Below are 20,427 nucleotides of genomic sequence, written 5' to 3'. Positions count from 1 at the left end.
TCTCTAGAAAATTTGCTTTTCTAGTATCTGTTTATTTATTTAAATGAGGGAATGTATTATACTTACTCTATTGTAAAGAGGTTTACACAAATATAATGGAATTGTAAAAATTGTTGGGGGTACGAATGATGAGCAGGCGATATGCTGACGATAGCTTAGCTTTACATACAGATTTGTATGAGCTAAATATGGCCAATACATATTGGAAAGATGGAATTCATAAACGCAGGTCTGTATTTGAAGCTTCGTTTCGTCGAATGCCTTTTGATAATGGCTACGCAGTCTTTGCAGGACTAGAACGAATGATTGATTTCATCGCGAATTTTCGATTTTCAGAAAGTGATCTCGATTATTTATCCAGCGAGCTGCACTATGAAGATGAATTTATTGATTATTTAAAAGGAATTCGTTTTACGGGTAACGTTAAATCGGTGGTAGAAGGTGAAATGATTTTTGCGAATGAACCTATTCTTCAAGTGGATGCACCGTTAGGAGAAGCACAGCTTATTGAAACAACGCTTTTAAACATTTTAAACTTTCACCCATTAATTGCAACCAAGGCTTCCCGAATTCGCTTAGCAGCTGGAGAAGATGCGGTGTATGAGCAAAGTGATAATCGTTTGATGGAATTTGGAGCAAGGAGAGCTCACGAGCTTGATGCAGCGTTATATGGAGCGCGAGCAGCTTATATTGGAGGGTTTGATGCGACTAGCAATGTGCGAGCAGGAAAAGTGTTTGGTATTCCAATCTCTGGAACGCATGCTCATGCGCTGGTACAGGTGTACCGTGATGAATATACTGCGTTTAAAAAATATGCGGAATCTCATCAAAACTGCATTTTCCTTGTTGATACGTACAATACCCTCAAGTCAGGAATTCCAAATGCGATTCGCGTTGCTAAAGAGATGGGGGATCGCATTAATTTTGTAGGTATTCGCTTAGATAGCGGAAAGCTTCCTTATTTATCTCAAGAAGCACGACGGATGCTAGATGAAGCAGGGTTTCAAAACGCGCGCATTTTTGCTTCAAATGATTTAGATGAACATAGCATCATGGATTTGAAAGCACAAGGAGCTAAAATTGACGGCTGGGGTATCGGCACAAAGCTGATTACTTCATATGATCAGCCCGCGCTTGGCGCAGTTTATAAACTTGTATCAATTGAAGGTGAAAACGGGGAGCTTGTTGATACCATTAAGCTGTCAGATAATCCTGAAAAGGTATCGACGCCTGGATTAAAGGATGTATACCGTATTGTTAATCAAGTAAACGGAAAATGGGAAGGCGATTATATTGCCATGCAGAATGAGCAGCCAAACCATGAGCATCATTTGAAGATGTTTCATCCGGTTTATACTCATGTAAGTAAGTTTGTCACAGATTTTCATGCCCGTAAGATTCATAAGCAAATTTTTGAATCTGGTAAACTCATCTACAAACAGCCGTCAGTCGAAGAGATGCGCGCATATTGCTTACAAAACCTTAATCATTTGTGGGATGACTATAAAATGATTGCTAAATCGAACGAAGAAGTGCTGCGACCAACCGAATACCCTGTGGACCTTAGCACAAATTGTTGGAATAATAAGATGGATAAAATCAATGAAGCGCGCTCTAGAGCGTCTCAGCTATTAACTCATGTATAACAATTAGAGGCAGGGAGAGGACCATATGACGAAGCAACAGTACATCATTGACGAAATGAAAGTAAAGCCAGTTGTTGACCCTAAAGAAGAAATTCGTAGAAGTGTCGACTTTTTAAAAGAATATATGAAGAAGCACTCGTTTTTACGTTCATTTGTACTAGGCATTTCAGGAGGCCAAGATTCTACGTTAACAGGTAAGCTTGCCCAAATGGCTATAGAAGAATTAAATGAAGAAGCAGGCGAAGAAACATATCAGTTTATCGCTGTGCGTCTACCGTATGGTGTACAAGCTGATGAACAAGACTGTCAAGACGCTCTAGCCTTCATTCAACCAAGTCGTTCGGTTGCTGTTAACATTAAGCCTGCTGTAGATGCAATGATTGCGGCAGTCGAAGAAGCAACGGGAGAAATTGTTTCTGACTTTAACAAAGGAAACGTAAAAGCACGTGAACGTATGATTGCACAGTATAGCATTGCTGGCATGCATCAAGGAGTTGTGCTTGGCACGGATCATTCTGCAGAGGCAGTGACTGGATTCTTTACGAAATTTGGAGATGGTGGCGCAGATTTAGTGCCGATTTTCCGTCTTAATAAGCGCCAAGGCAAACAGCTGTTAAAAGAATTAGGTTGCCCTGAACATTTATATTTAAAACAACCGACAGCTGATTTAGAAGAAGATCGTCCACAGCTGCCAGATGAAGAAGCATTAGGAGTTACATATAATCAAATTGATGACTATTTAGAAGGTAAAGAAGTTGGGGAGGAAGCAAGTAGGAAAATTGAGAGTCATTTCGTTAAAACAGCTCATAAACGCAGCCTGCCTATTTCAGTATTCGACGATTTCTGGAAATAATTTTTAAAAAGTCCGCTATGTGTATAGATGTACGCGTAGCGGACTTTTTTCAGGAAGATTTTCATTGTTTTTTTAAAGGTGAAAAAAGAAATTTGTAGAATAATAGTGTATTAGTGACTAATGTGCCTATCAATGACTGCGCACATATCTACCTGGGAATCGTTAGATTATGAAAGAGAGTAGAAATTTGTCGAAATAGCTTTGTCTTTTGATAGGAAGAAAGAGTTTAGAAAGGAGGATGTGGCATGGCTCCACATCGGCAACTACCGATTGAACAAGACCAACACGAAGAAATAAAGCAGTTGCGTGCCATTTTTAATGCAGTTTCAGATGCAATTATTGTATTTGACGAGAATTTTTGCGTTCAGCATGTTAATGAAGCAGCCAGTCAGTTATTTGACAAACATTATGATGAACTGATTGCATATCAATTAAAAGACTTTCTTATGTTGTTTCCGTATGATGTCATCAATGATTATTATCCAAAGCTAGTAGAAAATCAGAAGTTTACTTATAAAGGTACAATGAGCTTGCAAAATGGCATCGTAAAATATGTAGAGTTTACGTGCGAACAACGAAGCGAAGCCTCTGGCAGTAAGATTTGTACTTTCCGTGACATTACAGCACAAAAAATGGTGGAGAACGAACGCTTTTTGAGTCAGCATATGTTTATGGACGTATTCAACGAAGCGGTTGATGGGATTGTCATTTTTGATCGAGCAGGGCAGCTGATTGATGTCAATCCATCGTTTTGTGACCGGTTGAATTTTCCAAAAGAATACTTATTAACAAAAACGTTAACAGAATTAGTTGAGCCTGCTTATCACTATAAGCTAAAAAAATTATGGCGCCTTCTTCAGCAGCAAGGAAAAGCGAGCGGAGAACTTCCGATTAAGCTTAAAAATGGAGACATAACTTTTTTTGAATTCACGACAACCGCAAATATTTATAGTCGTTACTATATGTCAATTATGCGTGACGTAACGGAAAAAAGAAGAATGGAGCAGAAATTGTTGCGAAGTGAGAAAAATTTTCGAGCCATTTTTGAAGATGCAATTGAAGCTATTTTAATTTGGCGTCATGACGGGGTAATTGTAAATGCTAACGCAGCTTCTTCTAGGACATTTGAACTACCCTTAGAAGAACTAATCGGCACAAATCTTCAAACGTTTATTAATAAAAAAGATCGTCACGTATGGAAGCTTTATTATCAATTTATTGAGCAGGAAGAGATTCGGGAAGAGCTTACCTTTTATATGCCAAACGGAGAAGAAAAAGAGCTTGAGTTTACAGGGAAAAAAGGCATTATTGAAGGCTATCATTTAACCATTTTTCGCAATATCAGCGAGCGAACCAAAATGGAGCAAGAACTTCGGAATAATGAACAAAAGTTTCGTAAAATCTTTGATGGTTCCATAGATGGCTTAATCTTATGGGACGGAGAGCAGCAGATCATTGATGTTAATGAGCTTGCTTGTGAAATTTTAGAACAAACGAAGGAAGACATTTGTTCCCAAACGATGGAAATGTTTTTATCATCCTCTAACTTTGATTTAGTCATTGAGCATAAGGCTACGATTGAGAGCAAAGGTGAAGGAGAAGGAGACATTCAGTATAAAACAGCTAGCGGTAAAGTGAAGCAAATTGAGTTTTCGACGAAAAAAGGTATTTTACCAGGCCTATACATGACAATTATTCGCGATGTAACGGAGAAAAAGCAAATGGAGGAGCAAATTCGGAAATCGGATACGCTTCAAGTAGTAGGGCAGCTTGCAGCTGGCATTGCGCATGAAATAAGAAATCCAATGACCGCATTAAAAGGTTTTATTCAGCTACTTGAAGATAGCATGAAAGAAGGTCATTCGCTTTATTTTGATATTATTACGTCTGAACTGCAGCGAATTGAATCAATTATTACAGAGTTTTTAGTATTAGCTAAGCCACAAGCAACTAAATTTGAAGAGAAATCACTAGCCGTCATCGTACAAGAGACGATTGATTTATTGAATGCTCAAGCTTTACTTGAAAATGTTCAATTTGAAACAGACTTCGATCCATCATTGTCAAAGGTTTATTGTGAGCCTCATCAGCTAAAACAAGTGTTTATTAATGTAATTAAAAATGCAATTGAAGCGATGAAGGGTGGAGGGGTAATCTCCATAGAGGTCAAGCATCTTAACAATCGCTATATGAGAGTATCCATTCATGATGAAGGAGAAGGCATGCCCCCAGAGCGAATTCGTAAGCTAGGAGAACCGTTTTATACCACAAAAGAAAAAGGAACTGGACTTGGACTGATGGTGTCTTATAAGATAGTAGAAGAACATAAGGGATATATTGAAGTAGAAAGTGAGTTAGGGGTCGGAACAACATTTCATGTGACGTTACCCGTTTCCCAAGTACAATAGAGAGGAGAAAACGATGAATTACTATGGAAGCATTCCGCTGTTTGACAATGAACATGTGTATGTTACATGTTCTGATAAAGGGATTTCCGGTTTATTCTTTTCTTTTGATGAGTTGATGTTACAAACAAAGGGAACGGCCACTTTGCTCGAAAATCATGAATATATTAAAGAAGCGACAAAGCAGCTACATGAGTATGTAGTTCAAACGCGGCAAAACTTTGATCTTCCGTTAGAAATAACAGGAACGGCTTTTCAGCAAAAGGTGTGGAAAGAACTTAAAACCATACCATATGGAGAAGTCATTTCCTATAAACAGTTAGCAAGTATGATTGGACAGCCAAAAGCTGTTCGTGCCGTAGGACAAGCAAATCGTAGAAACCGTCTACCTATCTTTTTACCTTGTCATCGTGTTGTTGGCGCATCAAAAGATTTAACTGGCTATGCAGGAGCACAGGTTCATTTAAAAGAGAAGCTTTTAACGTTAGAAGGAATACAAGTAGCAAACGGAAAGGTTGTATTAGCGTAGCGCTGCTAGGCTTCATCATCGTTCTCTAGCTTCCATCCTTCCCCTTGTACAAATACACCATCTACAGACGTGAACGTTTCGTCTGAATGATCTTGCTGAATGGTTTGATTTGTAACATCTAAAAGCTGAAATTGCTCCTTTCGTGCCCGCTGCTTTCGCTTTTTACAGGTTGAGTCGGGATGTTCTTGTTTGGTCATAGCTACCCCTCCTATACAGATTTCGCTTAACATGATAAAACTAACTATAATATATGTAGGTAGATGATAAATTACTGTTACATTTATGTTACAAAGCAAAAAAGAGAGAATCACATTGTAACCTGAGATTCTCTCTTTTTTTTAGTTTAGTACGAGTTTAATTGTATCGACAGAAGGTGAGTGAATAATGCCATGCTCTGTGATGATGGCTGTAATGAATTCACTTGGCGTAACGTCAAATGCCGGGTTATAAACAGAAATATTGTCTGGAGCAACTTGTACATCACCGATATGCGTAATTTCCTTTGCAGAGCGCTCTTCAATTGGAATTTCTGCTCCTGATGCGATCGATAAATCAAACGTTGATTTTGGAGCTGCTACATAAAACGGAATATTAAATGCTTTTGCTAAAAGTGCAAGCCCATATGTTCCAATTTTATTAGCAGTGTCACCGTTAGCTGCAATACGGTCAGCTCCGACAATAATGGCATTAATCCCTTTTGTTTTAATGGTATGTGCAGCCATACTATCTGTGATAAGTGTCACATCTACGCCTGATTTTTGAAGCTCCCATGCTGTTAAGCGTGACCCTTGGAGAACGGGGCGTGTCTCGCACGCAAATACTTTCAGCGGAATATCACGCTCTTTTGAAATATGAAAAGGCGCTAAAGCAGTTCCATAATATGCTGTGGCAATCGAGCCAGCATTACAAATTGTCATAACACGATCGTGTTTATTAAACAGCGATAATGCATAATCACCTATGCGGTAGCAGGTGGCTTCATCTTCCGCTTGAATTTGAATCGCTTCATGAATAACAAGTGTTTTAGCCTCATTTATGGAAATGGCGTTATTGATGCTGTTTACTACGCGTTCTAACGCCCAAAATAAGTTGACGGCTGTTGGGCGAGAACTCGCCAAAAATTCTTTGTCGGCCTGCAGCTTTTTTTTGAATTCTTCAATCGTCTGTACATCGTAGTTTTGAAGCGAAAGCGCTAAGCCAAACGCTGCGGTAATGCCGATTGCAGGTGCCCCTCGTACTTTTAGCGTAACGATAGCGTCCCATACGTCTTGTAAAGTATGTAGCTTAATATATTCAACTGTGTTTGGTAATAGCTGCTGGTCAAGCAGTGAAATAAACGTTTCCTTCCATTCAACTGAACGAGGGAGTGTAAGAGTGTGTGTCATGTTGGGCTCCTTTCATTCTTCAATCAAGTTCTTAAAATCATGTGCACTAATTTCTGTTTGATGAGTTAGTAAATAACGTCCTAAACGAAGAGCTGCTTTTTGAGCGTTTAAGCGCTCTTCATCAGGCAATGAATCAATATCTACTACGTGCGCCAATCCAATTGTACGTCGAATTAACTCGCACCCCGCGTAGCCAACAGCATCGGTCCACGTTTGTTGTAAGATATAGTCGGAATAGTTTGGATTTTTAACGAACGGTTCCACTTTAGACTCAACCCAAAGTTTGTTCCATGTTGTTTGGAAAACATCCCACGTTTTGGTGATATGATCCAAAAGTACACTGCGTTTTTGAGCAGGACGAGACAAGGTGTTAAGCAGAAGATTGGCAACAAACTGTCCTAAGTCAAAGCCAAAGGGCCCATAAAACGCAAACTCAGGATCAATAACTTTTGTTTCGCGCTCACTAGCAAAAATACTACCCGTATGCAGGTCACCGTGTACAAGCGTTTGGCTACTTGTTAAAAACTTTTGTTTAAGCTTAGCTACTTCAAGCTTAGCTTCTTCATCTGTCCATAAGTTTTCTACATCGCTTCGAAGCGTTTCTTCAAATTCATTTGTATTGTAATCAAAAAACGGATCTGTAAACACTAAGTCTTCTGTAATATTGCATAAATCAGGGTTAATATATTGAGCAACCAGCTCTTTTTTCTCCTGTGGCTTAATCGCAAAGTCAGACGTCTCAAATGCAATATGAGCTAAAAATCTACCGATATGTTCTGAAAGAAGTGGGTATGTTTCTCCTTGGATTAATCCTGTACGAGAAATTGTTAGGTGAGACAGGTCTTCCATGACCGTAACAGCTAAGTTTTCATCATGATAATAAACGTCTGGAACGAGTTCGGGTGTTAAGCTGCCAAACTGTTTGAGCGCATTGCTTTCAATCGTTGCGCGCTTGAGTGATAAAGGCCAGCTTTCTCCTACAACTTTCGCATAAGGAAGAGCCTGCTTTACAATAATGGACTTGTTGGTTTGGTCGTTCACAATATGAAAAACAAGGTTTAAATTGCCATCACCAATTTCACGAGCTGTAAGAGCTTCACTTTCCGAAAATAACTTCAGCTGTTTCACAAGTCTAATCGCTGTAATTTCATTTAGTGGCTCATATGTATAAGTTGTTGTTGTCATCGTTATCTACCTCCATAAAAAATAAGTATACCGGAGGCTTTTAAATCATATAAAAGCCTCTTTCGGTGAGTGAAAGAGGCTTGATTGTCATTCAAACCTCTTATCTGCCAGAAAGATTTCTCTTTCTGTTGGAATTAGCACCGTGCCTTCATAAAACAACGAATTGTTTTATAGCGCTAAAAAGCTGCGCTCCATTTCACAATGGTATTACGGTCGGTTGCTGGGCGTCATAGGGCCAAATCCCTCAGCCAACTCTTGATAAGAGTAAAGATATTATTTAATTTTGATTTGTTTGACTTATTAGTAACTTCTGGAGAACATCGTATCATGTGAATTTTTGGATGTCAACAGCGAAATTTAATAAAATTCTGTGCGACGATCTGTAAAGACCGGAATTTGTTCTCGGATTGCCTTTACGGTTGATAAATCAACGTCTGCTGTTAGTATTTCTTCATTTTCACCTGCTTCTGCAATAATTTCTCCCCAAGGGTCAATGATTAACGAATGACCAGCAAATGTGTTAGCTGGATCGTCTCCAGAGCGGTTGCAGGCAACCACGTAGCATTGATTTTCAATGGCTCTGCTTACCAGAAGTGCTTTCCAGTGAGCAAGTCTTGGCTTGGGCCACTGAGCAACCACAAAAAGGAGTTCTGCACCTGCGCTTGTATGAACGCGAATCCATTCTGGAAAGCGAATATCATAGCAAATAACGCCTGCGCATAATGAGTTTTCAAGCGTAAAGATGTTTTTGGTTTCACCTGGTTGTAGAAATAAGTGCTCATTCATCAGCTTAAATAAGTGTAGCTTGTTATATTGCGAGACCTCCTGGCCTTCACGATTAAAGACATACATTGTATTCGTAACGCCGCTTTTTGTTTTCTTAGCAACTGATCCAGCGATGATGTTCACGCTGTGTGTTTTGGCGAAAGCAGAGAAAAAGCTAGTCGCTTGCTTACCTTCTGAGTCCGCGATAGCGTCGAGGTTCTGTAAATCATAAGCCGTATCAAAAAGTTCTGGCAGTATAAGAATATCTGGAGATTCAAGCAGTGCTTCCTTCATTTTTTTTTCAGCATGCTCGTAATTTTTTTTAGGGTTTCCAAATGCAAGATCAAGTTGCAAACACGCTACTTTTAAGCTCATTAAACTTCACCATCCTGATTTATTTTATAAAAATGACTTTACAAGTTGACTATTACAATATATTATTTGTGACTAGAATTTCAAGAATTTTTTGAGAAGGTGTTCACATGAAGCAGTTTGAACAATCAGAACTATTGAAGAGTTTACCGAAACAATTTTTTGCATCCCTTGTTAGCAAAGTTGCAAAAGTAATAAAAGAAGGGCATGATGTGATTAATTTAGGGCAAGGAAACCCAGATCAGCCAACGCCCCCTCATATTGTCAAGGCACTTCAAGACGCGAGTGAAAATCCAAACTACCACAAGTACTCACCGTTTCGCGGACAAGCTTTTTTGAAAAAAGCGGCAGCAGCGTTTTACGAAAGAGAATACGGTGTCCAGCTAAATCCCGAAAAAGAAGTCGCTATTTTGTTTGGAGGCAAAGCTGGGTTAGTAGAAATTCCTCAGTGTTTACTTAACCCTGGAGATACAGTTTTAGTGCCCGACCCAGGTTACCCAGACTATTGGTCAGGAGTGGAGCTAGCACGAGCGAAAATGGAAGCTATGCCCTTGAAAAAAGAGAATGATTTTTTACCAGTTTACGAGGAAATAAGCGAAGAAGTGAAGCAAAAAGCTAAGCTCATGTTTTTAAACTACCCAAATAATCCGACCGGCGCAGTAGCTACGGCATCATTTTTCGAAAAAACGGTTGAATTTGCTCGCCAGTACGATACGTGCATTGTACATGACTTTGCGTACGGCGCAATTGGGTTTGACGGTCAAAAGCCCATTAGTTTTCTGCAAACTCCAGGTGCCAAAGAAGTGGGCATTGAAATTTATACGCTATCCAAAACGTATAATATGGCGGGGTGGCGCATCGGTTTTGCTGTTGGAAACGAAAGCGTTATTGAAGCGATTAATCTTTTACAAGATCACTTATTTGTAAGTGTATTTAGCGGAATACAGCAAGCAGCCGCGGTTGCTTTACTAGAGTCACAGAACTGCGTAGATGAACTAGTCGAACGCTATGAATCTCGTCGCCAGGTTCTCATTCATGGACTGCGTGAAATCGGATGGGACGTTGAAGCCCCACCAGGGTCGTTTTTTGCGTGGTTGCCGGTTCCCAAAAGCTATACATCAGAAGAATTTTCTGATTTGTTACTTGAAAAAGCACACGTCGTTGTTGCTCCTGGAATTGGGTTTGGTGAATACGGAGAAGGCTATGTGCGCGTAGGTTTATTAACCGATGAAGATCGACTGAAAGAAGCGGTTGATCGAATTGCTAAATTAAATTTATTCAAAAAATACGTTGACAATTCTTTTTGAGTTGGCTTAATATGTAAGAAGTTGTTGATTCATAAACACATATTTTTGATGAATACGATTAGCGTGAAAATCGATTATACAATATAAATAGCAATTTTCTTATTAAGAGTAGGTGGAGGGACTAGCCCTGTGAAGCCCGGCAACCGACTTAACGTTTTGTTAAGCACGGTGCTAAATCTTGCAGCAGTAGCTGAGAGATAAGAAGAGAGCAAAAAAGCCTCTTCTTTCTCACAAGAAGAGGCTTTTTTATTTCGTAACGATGGGAAATTTACAGCAAGGGAGTTTGAAGCAAATGAGTGAAATCGTTGCAAGTTATTTATTACATGATGAAAAAGGAAACTTTGAAAAAAAAGCAGAAGGCATTGCTCTAGGCTTAACGGTAGGTTCTTGGACAAATCTACCTCAGCTTGAGCAGGAGCAACTTAGAAAGCACAAAGGGCGCGTAGTTGACATTACGCCACTTGAAGACTGCGATCGCGTCAACAATTATTTAGAGCAAACGACAAAGCAAGCGATTGTGAAAATTGGTTATCCGCTTTCTAACTATACAAATGATTTACCTGCTATTTTAGTTACTGTTTTCGGAAAACTATCATTAGACGGAAAAGTAAAATTATTAGATTTAGAGTTTTCACAAGAAGCATTAGCCGCTTTTCCTGGCCCACGCTTTGGAATTGAAGGGATTCGTGAGAAACTAAAAGTGTACGATCGTCCTCTTGTAATGAGTATTTTTAAAGGTGTAATTGGGCGTGATATGGATTATTTAACGGAGCAGCTTCGGGCACAAGCACTTGGAGGTGTCGATCTTGTAAAGGATGACGAAATCCTATTTGACAACGAACTAACACCGTTCGAAAAGCGTATTACAGAAGGGAAAAAAGTTCTTGATGAAGTATATAAAGAAATGGGTCATCGTACGCTATATGCCGTAAATTTAACGGGGCGTACATTTGATTTAAAAGAGAAAGCTAGAAAAGCAGCGGAGCTCGGAGCCGATGCTCTATTGTTTAACGTGTTTGCATATGGACTAGATGTGCTACAAGCTCTTCGCGAAGATGATGATATTAACTTACCAATCATGGCTCACCCAGCAGTAAGCGGTGCGTTAACACCATCTGAATTTCATGGATTCTCAAATTCTCTTTTACTAGGAAAATTACTTCGTCTTGTTGGAGCAGATTTTTCACTATTCCCATCACCGTACGGCAGCGTCGCGATGCCGCTTGAAGATACAGCTGGAATTACGTACGAGGTAACAAGACCGCTACATACCTATAAGCAAACGTTCCCGGTTCCATCAGCAGGTATCCACCCAGGCATGGTTCCGCAGCTTATTTCCGATTTCGGTGTGGATAGCATTATTAACGCAGGCGGAGGCGTACACGGTCACCCAGATGGAGCAGTCGGTGGAGGAAAAGCATTCCGTGCAGCAGTTGATGCTACGCTTGCTGGACAGCCTTTAGAAGATACAAATGACGAAGCGCTACAAAAAGCACTTGAGCTATGGGGAGCAGTGAAGGTGAAGGGGTGATGAACGTGAAGATTTTCTGTGACTTTGACGGTACGATTACAAACAGCGATAACATCATTGCTATTATGAAAAAGTTTGCTCCAAGTGAGTGGGAAGCTATCAAAAATGATGTGTTGGCAGAGCGCGTATCGATTCAAGAAGGCGTTGGCAAAATGTTCTCTTTACTGCCAATCTCTTTAAAGGAAGAGATTGTATCATTTATTTTATCAACTTCGGAGATTCGAACAGGATTCGAGCAGTTTGTGCATTACACAAAAGAAAAGGATATTCCGCTATATATTGTCAGTGGAGGAATTGACTTTTTTGTTGAGCCAATGTTAGACGGCAAAATAGATAAAAAGAACCTTTACTGCAACGGCTCAGATTTTTTAGGGCAAACGATTAAAATTACGTGGCCTCATACATGCGATAGCCACTGTGAAAATGGCTGTGGCTGCTGTAAGCCGTCAATTATACGAAATCTGGTAGAGGACAAAGATTTTATCATCGTAATTGGAGATTCCATTACGGATTTGCAGGCAGCAAAAATGGCTGATTGCGTATTGGCACGTGATTTCTTGCTTCAGAAATGCAAAGAGTTACATTTACCGCATCGGCCGTTTGAAACATTCCATGATGTCATTGAACATATTAACGAATTATCGGAGGTGGAAGTATGAGTATTTTAGCACAGCAGCGTTTACAAGAGATTGCGGATGTAAAAGAAGAACTTGCACAGCGAGATTGGTTTTTTGGAACGAGTGGTAACTTATCGATTAAAGTAAGTGAAGAGCCAACAACCTTCTTCGTATCAGCTAGTGGAAAAGATAAGCGAAAGCGTACAAGTGAAGATTTCTTACTTGTAGATAGCCATGGGAAAGCAGCAGAAGAAACACACTTGAAACCTTCCGCTGAGACGCTTTTACATGTTAAGGTTTATAGTCATACAAACGCTGGGTGCAGCCTGCATGTACATACAATTGATAACAACGTCATTTCTGAACTATATGGTGACGAAGGAAAGGTAACGTTTAAGGGGCAAGAGATTATTAAAGCACTCGGTATTTGGGAAGAAGATGCAGAGGTTACCGTTCCGATTATTCCGAATTATGCGGACATTCCGACGTTAGCTGAAGTCTTTGCTGAATATGTAACGGCGGATCAAGGGGCTGTTTTAATTCGTAACCACGGTATTACCGTATGGGGGGAAAATGCATTTGAAGCGAAAAAAGCGCTAGAAGCATACGAGTTTTTATTTAGTTATCACGTGAAAATTCTTTCACTAAAGAAATATAATCAATCAACACTTACTTAAGGGGGAGTTACATATGGCAAACATTCGTTTACATGCAACAGATGTACGCATTGAAAATCAAGAAGAGGTAGCAAGCTTTTTAGCTAATAATGAAGTCATTTATGAAAATTGGGATATTACAAAGCTACCTGAAAATCTGCGTGAAAAATTTAATTTAACAGACGAAGAAAAAGAAGAAATCTTAGCTTCATTTGATACAGAGATTAGGGATATTTCTGAGCGACGAGGTTATCAAGCACAAGATGTGATTTCGTTATCAGATACAACGCCTAACTTAGAAGAGTTATTAAAAAACTTTCAGCGTGAGCATCACCATACGGACGACGAAGTTCGTTTTATCGTCAGTGGACATGGTATTTTCGTCATTCAAGGAAAAGATGGTTCATTCTTTGATGTCGAGTTAGAGCCAGGTGACTTAATTTCTGTTCCAGAAAATGTGCGTCATTATTTTACACTAATGGAAGATCGCAAAGTAGTAGCCGTTCGTATTTTTGTTACAACAGAAGGCTGGGTGCCAATCTACGAATAAATTGAGATTGTAGACAAGGAAAAATAGCAGGATGTATGCGTGGTTAACGCAAGAAAATGCCGCTTCTCTTCTTGATGAAGCGGCATTTTCTTAAGCAATAAAAGCTTTAAGTCGGCGCTTGCTCTTCATTGCGCTAGGAATAATTCTTACTATTTTTATGAGAATAGTAATAGATGGAGGAAGAAGATGAAAAATGTAAAAAAATGGTGCAACTCATTTATTTTATTGCTATTTGTCCTGTTCGTTACGGTTGGATGTACAAACGAACAGCCGGATATAAACGCGGCAAGTAAGCCACAAGTCAAAGAAGAACAAAAGACAGAGGCGAATTTCACAGCAAAAAACGTTAGTAAAGATACGAAAGTCGCTCTTATTGCCGAGTTTACGACGGGAACGCACGCAGCCCAGTATATTAGCGGTGCAACAGCGGCTGCCAAAGAACAAGGTATTCAGCTTACCGTGTCAGATGCCAACAACGATCAGTCAAAAATGGCAGCGTATTTAGATACGGCAATTAATCAAAATGTGGATGGTATTATCATTAAGCACGGTCGTTCTGAAACGTTGGAACCTGGCGTGAAGCGTGCCGTTGCAAAAGGTATACCCGTTGTTGCATTTGATGTTGAGCTAGATGTAGACGGCGTAACAACGATTGATCAAGATGACTATATGTTGGCGCTGCAAGGCTTAAAGCAAATGATGCAGGATATTAATGGCGAAGGAAAGATTGTGTACATTTTTGTTGGTGGTTTTGCGCCAATGGAAAAGCGAAACACCATTTATGAAGCAATGCTAGAACGTTATCCGGACGTAGAAGAAGTAGCGCGATTTGGAAACGCTACATCTAATACATCGCTAGATACTCAAACAAAAATGGCGGCTATCTTGAAAAAATATCCAAATAAAGGCGACATTACAGCCGTATGGGCACCTTGGGACGAATTCGCCAAAGGAGCTACGCGTGCAATTAAAGAAGCTGGCCGAGATGAAATTAAAGTTTACGGCGTCGATTTATCGGATGAAGATCTGCAGATGATGCAAGAAGAAAATAGCCCATGGAAAGCATCAGCAGCGGTAAATCCAGCAGCAATTGGTGAAAAGCAAGTGGAATTTGTTCTGCAAAGAATTGCTGGACAAGACATACCGAGATATTACTCGTTTAACCCAACGCTCATCACTCAGGATGATTTACCTGATGCGCCTATTAATATGGACCAAGTGGGTGAGTTTGTAGAAGCTTGGAATCAAAAAGAGTAGAGGAGAAGGCAGATGACGATCGAACAATTAGAAATGAAGCATATCGCAAAGTCATTTGAATCATTTCAAGCGCTTCAAGATGTGAGCTTTACCGTGAAAAAAGGCGAAATCCATGCTTTACTGGGAGCAAACGGTGCAGGGAAAAGTACGCTGATGAAAATATTATCTGGAGCATACTCAGAATATACTGGGACCATTTACAAAAATGGTCATTCTGTTACGCTTGGTTCTCCAAAAGACGCAAAAAACTTAGGTATTGCAATTGTTCATCAAGAAGTCGATGTCGCGCTTGTACCATCACTAACGGTGGCAGAGAATATTGTGCTGGACCGCCAAACAAGTAAAGGTAGCCCTGCAATTGTTAAGTGGAAGCAACATGATACTGAAGCGAAAAAGGCGCTTGCTATGCTGGGTTCAACGTTAAACGTTAAAAAGAATGTATCGGAATTAACGCTAGCAGAAAAGCAGCAGGTATTACTCGCTCGTGCGATCTTACAAGATGCGGAATATATTATTTTGGATGAACCAACAGCACCGCTAAGTCAACATGAGACAAAGCGTTTGTTTGAAGTTGTGACGAACTTAAAGAAAAAAGGCATGGGTATTATTTATATTTCTCATCGCCTTCAAGAAGTTAGCGACCTATGCGACGTTTACACCGTTTTAAAAGATGGAAAGCATGTTGTGACAAAAGCAATTGTGCAATCTACAATGCAAGAAATGATTACATTTATGCTAGGGAAGCAAGTAGCGCAGGAGTCGGTACGTGAAGAGGTAGCGGTGGGAACTGAGCTGCTTCGTGTGGAAAAGTTGTCTTTGCCAAACGTACTACAAGATATTACCTTTCATGTTAAAGAAGGTGAAGTTGTTGGCATTGCGGGACTTGTCGGTGCAGGGAAAACAGAGCTATGTCGAAGCTTATTTGGTCTGGAGAACAAAACAGCGGGTCAGCTATCAATGCGCAATCATCCGCTTTTAGTAAATCGCTCTCCTCGTTACTATATTAAAAATAAGCTTTCTCTCATACCAGAAGAAAGACGAAAAGAAGGCATTTTAGTAGACGAATCGATTGTACTTAATTTGTCACTTCCAAGCTTAAAAGATTTTACGAAATGGTCTTTTGTACAAAAGCGAAAACAAAAAGAAGCATCTCAGAGTGTTACTGCGAATGTTGGTGTTAAAGCCTCGTCTGTTGAGCAAAAAGTAAAAACGCTAAGCGGTGGGCATCAGCAAAAAGTAGCTATTGGTAAATGGCTCTTAAAAGAGACCGATGTATATATATTTGATGAGCCAACAAAAGGAATTGATATCGGCTCCAAACAGGAGATTTTCTCAATAATGAATGAGCTAACTAAACAGCAAAAAGGCATTTTATATGCAACTTGTGAATTTGATGAACTGGTCAACATGGCTGATCGAATTTACGTTATGTATAACGGGAAAATTGTAAAAGAACTATCGAAAGCAGAAGCAACGTATGAACAGCTATTTTATTACGCGTCTGGAGGAACGGTATGAGTGCAGAGTTAGTGAATGAACAAGTAAAAGCAAAGAAACAAACAGGACAGCTGATGGAGTTTGTCACAAAATACGGTACGGTAGTAGCCATTTTATTAGTCACCATCTTTTTTTCAATTGCTTCACCCAATTTTTTAACTCCAGGAAACATCAGCGATATTTTACGTTCGATTTCAATTGTAACGCTTATCGCATTAGGTGTGACAATTTCACTGACTGTAAATGGTCTTGATTTATCAGTTGGCTCGACGGCTGGGTTAGCAACCATTCTATCAGCATCGATGCTTGTGTTGCACCGTCAAGAGCTGCTAGTGGCATTGTTGATTCCTATTTTAGCTTCACTTCTTGTAGGGCTTGTGAATGCATTTTTTGTCGTGAAAGTTAAAATTCCTGATATTTTAGCCACGCTATCAATGATGTTTATTGTGCAGGGAATCTTGTTAACCTATACGAAAGGATCGGCTATTTATACGAATATGCCTTTAGAAAGTGGAGAGCGTGCACCTGGAATCTTTATTCCTTCTTTTTTAGCCTTAGGACAAGGACATGTTTTGGGAGTTCCGGTGCCAGTAATTATTATGCTCCTTGCTGTCCTCGTTGTACATATTTTCTTCACGTATACAAAATACGGACGATTCTTTTATGTAACGGGTGGAAATATGGAAGCAGCGAGGCTTTCAGGAATTCCAGTCAACCGCTACCGCATGTATGCCTATGTGTTATCTAGCTTACTAGCGGGGATTGGAGGAGTTGTGTTAGCAGCGCGAATTGGGGTAGGAGAAGTGAATGCAGGAGCTCCTTTTCTAATGGATGCCGTTGCCGCAGCCTATATCGGCTTCTCTGTATTTGGAGCAGGTAAACCGAATATTATTGGCACGCTGCTAGGGTCTATTTTAATTGGCGTTCTCTTAAATGGTTTAACGATGTTAAATGTTCCGTATTATACACAAGATATTATTAAAGGAACGGTTCTTGCAGCGGCTTTAGCTCTTACATACTATCGTTCAAAGAAATGATTACGGTAGATTGCACGAGGTGACTTTGTCATCTTCGTGCAATTTTTTTGTTTGAAATCGGGCAAAGTAAGGGAAATATGCAAATAAAAAGGAGGCTATAAAATGAAGCGAATTATTGTAATTGGAGGCGTTGCGGGTGGTATGAGTGCAGCATCTCAGCTGCGTCGCTTAGATCAAGAAGCCGAAATTATTGTATTTGAGAAAGGCCGAGATGTTTCATATAGTGCATGCGGTATGCCGTATTATTTATCAGGTGTTGTGAAAGAGCAAGAAAGTCTTATCGCTCGAACAGTTGATGAGTTTAAAGAGCGTGATATCATGGTTCATCTTCAACATGAAGTAAAAGAAGTGAATCACATAAAGAAATATGTTGTTGTACATAATCATCAAACAAATGAGTCACAAGAAGTGTCGTACGATGAGCTTATTATCGCAACGGGAGCTTCAGCTGTAAAGCCACCCTTTATGATTGATGCTCAAAATGTTTTTTCATTAAAGACGTTAGAAGATAGTACGAACATCCATCGTTATTTAAAAGAAGAAAATGTACAAAAAGTTGTGATTATCGGCGGTGGATATATTGGAATGGAATTAGTAGAGACCATGCATCTATTAGGAAAGCAAGTGTCTGTTATTGAGCGCGGGAATCATATACTATCCATGTTTGACGAAGAAATTGCTACACGAATACAGGGCGAGCTGAAAAATGATATTGCTTTTCATGTCAATGAAGAAGTGGAAGAGTTAATTGCAGAACGTAAAAAAATAACTGCGGTTCGCACCAATAAAAATACGCATGAAGCAGACCTTGTTATTGTAAATGTGGGAGTGAAGCCAAATACATCTTTTTTAGAGAGAAACGGCATTCGAATGCTCGAAAACGGTGCGATCCTCATTAATGACAAAATGGAAACCAACGTTCCGCACCTTTATGCAGCAGGTGATTGTGCAAGCAGCTACCATCTTGTGTTGAAAAAGCCGGTTCATTTTTCACTTGGTACAATTGCTAATAAGCAAGGAAGAATTTTAGGCGCAAACCTAGGAGGAGAAGATAAACATTTTCCAGGTGTCATTGGTACCAGCATCCTAAAAGTTATGGATTTAGAAGTTGCTAAAACTGGAATTACTGAAAAAGAGGCAAAAGCAGAAAACATTCAATATAAAGCGGTTACGGTAGACGCTTATAATCATACGCCGTATTATCCAGATGCAACAAAAATGTTGGTTAAACTTATCTATGAAAAAGATACACATATTATATTAGGAGCACAAATTATGGGTAAGTCAGAATCAGCCAAGCGGATTGATGTGTTTGCAACAGCCATTACGGCACGGCTAACAACCGAGCAATTAACCATGCTAGATCTTAGCTATGCTCCGCCTTTTGCTACCGTTTGGGATGCGGTTCAAATTGCTTCTCAAAAAGCGACATAATCAGAGGCCGACGTGAATTTATCACGTCGGTTTTATCGTCTAAAGGAGACGTTGCAGAATTTGTAGATGCGTTGTCATATTTGCATGTTTTGTCGAAGAGGAATTTTTTTTCTAAAATTTAAAGGTTGAGAAATCAACGTTGATAACGCTTTCTTTCTTTAGGCTAAAAAAACTTTATAAGAAAAATGTCTATTATTGCGACTCTATTTACATATTTAGTAGAATTTGTAATAATGCGTTATAGGCTAATTTTTCTTTTAATAGGAGAGGATCTTGTGTTTGGTTTAAAAAAGCAAAGTAAATCAGAAGCGTTATTTATACAAATTGTGAGGAAAAGACAAAAAATGGTGGAGATTGGTGAAAAAACAGGTTTATCAAGTGAAGAAACGATTACCTGTAGTCAAGAGCTAGATCAACTTTTAACGCTTTATCAAAAACAACTGTTACGTGAGGAAGAAGATCGGACAAGCATTACAGCAACAATCAGTCGCTTTTTGTCTTTTTCAAAATCGTAAAAAAGGGCAGCAAAGCTGTGCTCGAATCTGCCCTATATCTACTTGTACCTTAAAAGAAGTTAATAAGAAAAACCATAAATAATAGGCCCGTGATGAAAGAATACGTTGCAAAGCGTTCATTTCCATCTCCATGACTTTCCGGTATTAGCTCTTTGTAAATGATAAACAACATTGCTCCAGCTGCGAATGCTAATCCATACGACACAAGAGACTCGACAAAATTAGTGAGATAAAAACCAAGTAGTGACGTAATAATTTCTACTGATCCTGTTAATGTTGCAATAAAAAATGCTTTGAACTTACTGATATTTTGCTGTGCTAAAAACAAAGCAACTAATAATCCTTCCGGTGCATTTTGTAATCCGATGGCTAAAGCAATCAGGTTTCCGGTATTTTCTGCATCAGATGCATAGCTTACACCAACTGATAATCCTTCTGGCAAGTTATGTAGCGTAATTGCTGCAATAATTAATAAAGCTTTTTCGTCAAACTGAATCCCTGTTTTAGAATGCTCTAAGTCAATATGAGGTATGTTTTGTTCTAAAATTGTAAGCGTCATGACCCCGAGTAAAAGCCCGATTGCTAACGAATAAAAACTTCCGCTTGCAAGGGATTCAGGAATTAAGCTCATTGTTGAAGCAGCCATCATAATTCCGGCTGTAAACGCGAGCAACACGTCTTTCCAACGGTGCGTTACTGCCTGATTCATAAACAGAATTGGCACAGCACCAAGTCCTGTAGATAGTGCAGAAAGAATACTGCCTATAAGTACGTCTGTCATAACAATCTCCTTTTTCTTCTATCTTTCCACATCATTACTACACTCATTATAATCTTCTTTATTCTTTCGCGAAAGCAGAACTTCTTTCATATTCTCATATGAAAA

Annotated in this window: 19 protein-coding genes and 2 riboswitches; of the genes, 14 read left to right on the top strand and 5 right to left on the bottom strand. The window is 39.4% G+C overall.

What is annotated here, in order from left to right:
- The first annotated feature begins 128 nt into the window (after positions 1-128).
- From BFL01S_RS05420 to BFL01S_RS05405, 4 genes are all read left to right on the top strand, one after another.
- A complete protein-coding gene (locus BFL01S_RS05420) occupies positions 129-1,646 on the top strand; it encodes a nicotinate phosphoribosyltransferase (RefSeq protein WP_061785083.1) in 1,518 nt (505 codons plus the stop codon).
- Between the two features lie 25 nt (positions 1,647-1,671).
- Positions 1,672-2,499, top strand: coding sequence for an NAD(+) synthase (nadE, locus tag BFL01S_RS05415; protein ID WP_025908388.1), 828 nt, complete (start codon positions 1,672-1,674; stop codon positions 2,497-2,499).
- Between the two features lie 245 nt (positions 2,500-2,744).
- Positions 2,745-4,907 carry a PAS domain-containing sensor histidine kinase gene (locus BFL01S_RS05410; protein WP_061785082.1) on the top strand — a complete coding sequence of 721 codons (2,163 nt, stop codon included), beginning with the start codon at positions 2,745-2,747 and terminating at the stop codon, positions 4,905-4,907.
- Positions 4,908-4,920: 13 nt separating this feature from the next.
- On the top strand, positions 4,921-5,433 hold the full coding sequence (locus tag BFL01S_RS05405) for a methylated-DNA--[protein]-cysteine S-methyltransferase (protein WP_061785081.1): 513 nt from the start codon (positions 4,921-4,923) through the stop codon (positions 5,431-5,433).
- A gap of 5 nt (positions 5,434-5,438) precedes the next feature.
- Here the strand turns inward: BFL01S_RS05405 and BFL01S_RS05400 are convergent, their stop codons facing one another.
- The 4 genes from BFL01S_RS05400 to BFL01S_RS05385 all read right to left on the bottom strand — a co-directional run bounded on the left by BFL01S_RS05400 (position 5,439) and on the right by BFL01S_RS05385 (position 9,143).
- Positions 5,439-5,630: a hypothetical protein gene (locus tag BFL01S_RS05400; RefSeq protein ID WP_035320185.1), complete on the bottom strand. Its 192-nt coding sequence runs from the start codon at positions 5,628-5,630 to the stop codon at positions 5,439-5,441.
- Between the two features lie 141 nt (positions 5,631-5,771).
- Complete coding sequence (gene mtnA / locus BFL01S_RS05395; protein WP_061785080.1) at positions 5,772-6,818, bottom strand: S-methyl-5-thioribose-1-phosphate isomerase; 1,047 nt, start codon at positions 6,816-6,818, stop codon at positions 5,772-5,774.
- 12 nt (positions 6,819-6,830) lie between these two features.
- Positions 6,831-8,003: an S-methyl-5-thioribose kinase gene (mtnK, locus tag BFL01S_RS05390; protein ID WP_025908391.1), complete on the bottom strand. Its 1,173-nt coding sequence runs from the start codon at positions 8,001-8,003 to the stop codon at positions 6,831-6,833.
- Between the two features lie 97 nt (positions 8,004-8,100).
- Positions 8,101-8,268, bottom strand: a riboswitch (SAM riboswitch).
- 92 nt (positions 8,269-8,360) lie between these two features.
- Entirely contained in the window at positions 8,361-9,143 is a 783-nt protein-coding gene (locus BFL01S_RS05385) for a carbon-nitrogen family hydrolase (RefSeq protein WP_061785079.1), read from the bottom strand.
- 107 nt (positions 9,144-9,250) lie between these two features.
- Here BFL01S_RS05385 and BFL01S_RS05380 point away from each other — a divergent pair, with 107 nt between their 5' ends.
- From BFL01S_RS05380 to BFL01S_RS05335, 10 genes are all read left to right on the top strand, one after another.
- Positions 9,251-10,447 (top strand): pyridoxal phosphate-dependent aminotransferase, encoded by a 1,197-nt coding sequence (locus tag BFL01S_RS05380; protein ID WP_025908393.1) that lies wholly within the window; start codon positions 9,251-9,253, stop codon positions 10,445-10,447.
- Between the two features lie 96 nt (positions 10,448-10,543).
- Positions 10,544-10,651: riboswitch (SAM riboswitch) on the top strand.
- 88 nt (positions 10,652-10,739) lie between these two features.
- Positions 10,740-11,978, top strand: coding sequence for a 2,3-diketo-5-methylthiopentyl-1-phosphate enolase (gene mtnW, locus BFL01S_RS05375; RefSeq protein ID WP_025908394.1), 1,239 nt, complete (start codon positions 10,740-10,742; stop codon positions 11,976-11,978).
- A complete protein-coding gene (locus BFL01S_RS05370) occupies positions 11,978-12,637 on the top strand; it encodes a 2-hydroxy-3-keto-5-methylthiopentenyl-1-phosphate phosphatase (protein ID WP_061785078.1) in 660 nt (219 codons plus the stop codon). Before mtnW ends, BFL01S_RS05370 begins: the two co-directional genes overlap by 1 nt.
- Entirely contained in the window at positions 12,634-13,272 is a 639-nt protein-coding gene (locus BFL01S_RS05365; protein ID WP_061785077.1) for a methylthioribulose 1-phosphate dehydratase, read from the top strand. The genes BFL01S_RS05370 and BFL01S_RS05365 overlap by 4 nt, the downstream gene beginning before the upstream one ends.
- A 13-nt stretch (positions 13,273-13,285) precedes the next feature.
- A complete protein-coding gene (locus BFL01S_RS05360; RefSeq protein ID WP_061785076.1) occupies positions 13,286-13,801 on the top strand; it encodes a 1,2-dihydroxy-3-keto-5-methylthiopentene dioxygenase in 516 nt (171 codons plus the stop codon).
- A gap of 186 nt (positions 13,802-13,987) precedes the next feature.
- Positions 13,988-15,058 carry a sugar ABC transporter substrate-binding protein gene (locus BFL01S_RS05355; protein WP_061785075.1) on the top strand — a complete coding sequence of 357 codons (1,071 nt, stop codon included), beginning with the start codon at positions 13,988-13,990 and terminating at the stop codon, positions 15,056-15,058.
- A gap of 12 nt (positions 15,059-15,070) precedes the next feature.
- On the top strand, positions 15,071-16,576 hold the full coding sequence (locus BFL01S_RS05350) for a sugar ABC transporter ATP-binding protein (RefSeq protein ID WP_061785074.1): 1,506 nt from the start codon (positions 15,071-15,073) through the stop codon (positions 16,574-16,576).
- Positions 16,573-17,592 carry an ABC transporter permease gene (locus BFL01S_RS05345; RefSeq protein ID WP_025908400.1) on the top strand — a complete coding sequence of 340 codons (1,020 nt, stop codon included), beginning with the start codon at positions 16,573-16,575 and terminating at the stop codon, positions 17,590-17,592. Before BFL01S_RS05350 ends, BFL01S_RS05345 begins: the two co-directional genes overlap by 4 nt.
- Before the next feature lie 102 nt (positions 17,593-17,694).
- The gene (locus BFL01S_RS05340) at positions 17,695-19,026 is read left to right on the top strand and encodes a CoA-disulfide reductase (protein WP_061785073.1); all 1,332 of its coding nucleotides are present in this window, start codon (positions 17,695-17,697) and stop codon (positions 19,024-19,026) included.
- A gap of 275 nt (positions 19,027-19,301) precedes the next feature.
- On the top strand, positions 19,302-19,541 hold the full coding sequence (locus BFL01S_RS05335) for an aspartyl-phosphate phosphatase Spo0E family protein (protein WP_061785072.1): 240 nt from the start codon (positions 19,302-19,304) through the stop codon (positions 19,539-19,541).
- Positions 19,542-19,590: 49 nt separating this feature from the next.
- On the opposite strand, the gene BFL01S_RS05330 is transcribed toward BFL01S_RS05335, so the two are convergent.
- Complete coding sequence (locus BFL01S_RS05330) at positions 19,591-20,322, bottom strand: ZIP family metal transporter (RefSeq protein WP_061785071.1); 732 nt, start codon at positions 20,320-20,322, stop codon at positions 19,591-19,593.
- Positions 20,323-20,427 lie beyond the last annotated feature (105 nt).

The organism is Priestia flexa NBRC 15715, from assembly GCF_001591565.1.
Classification (GTDB): Bacteria; Bacillota; Bacilli; order Bacillales; family Bacillaceae_H; genus Priestia; species Priestia flexa.
This window is presented reverse-complemented; position numbering and strand designations above follow the sequence as displayed.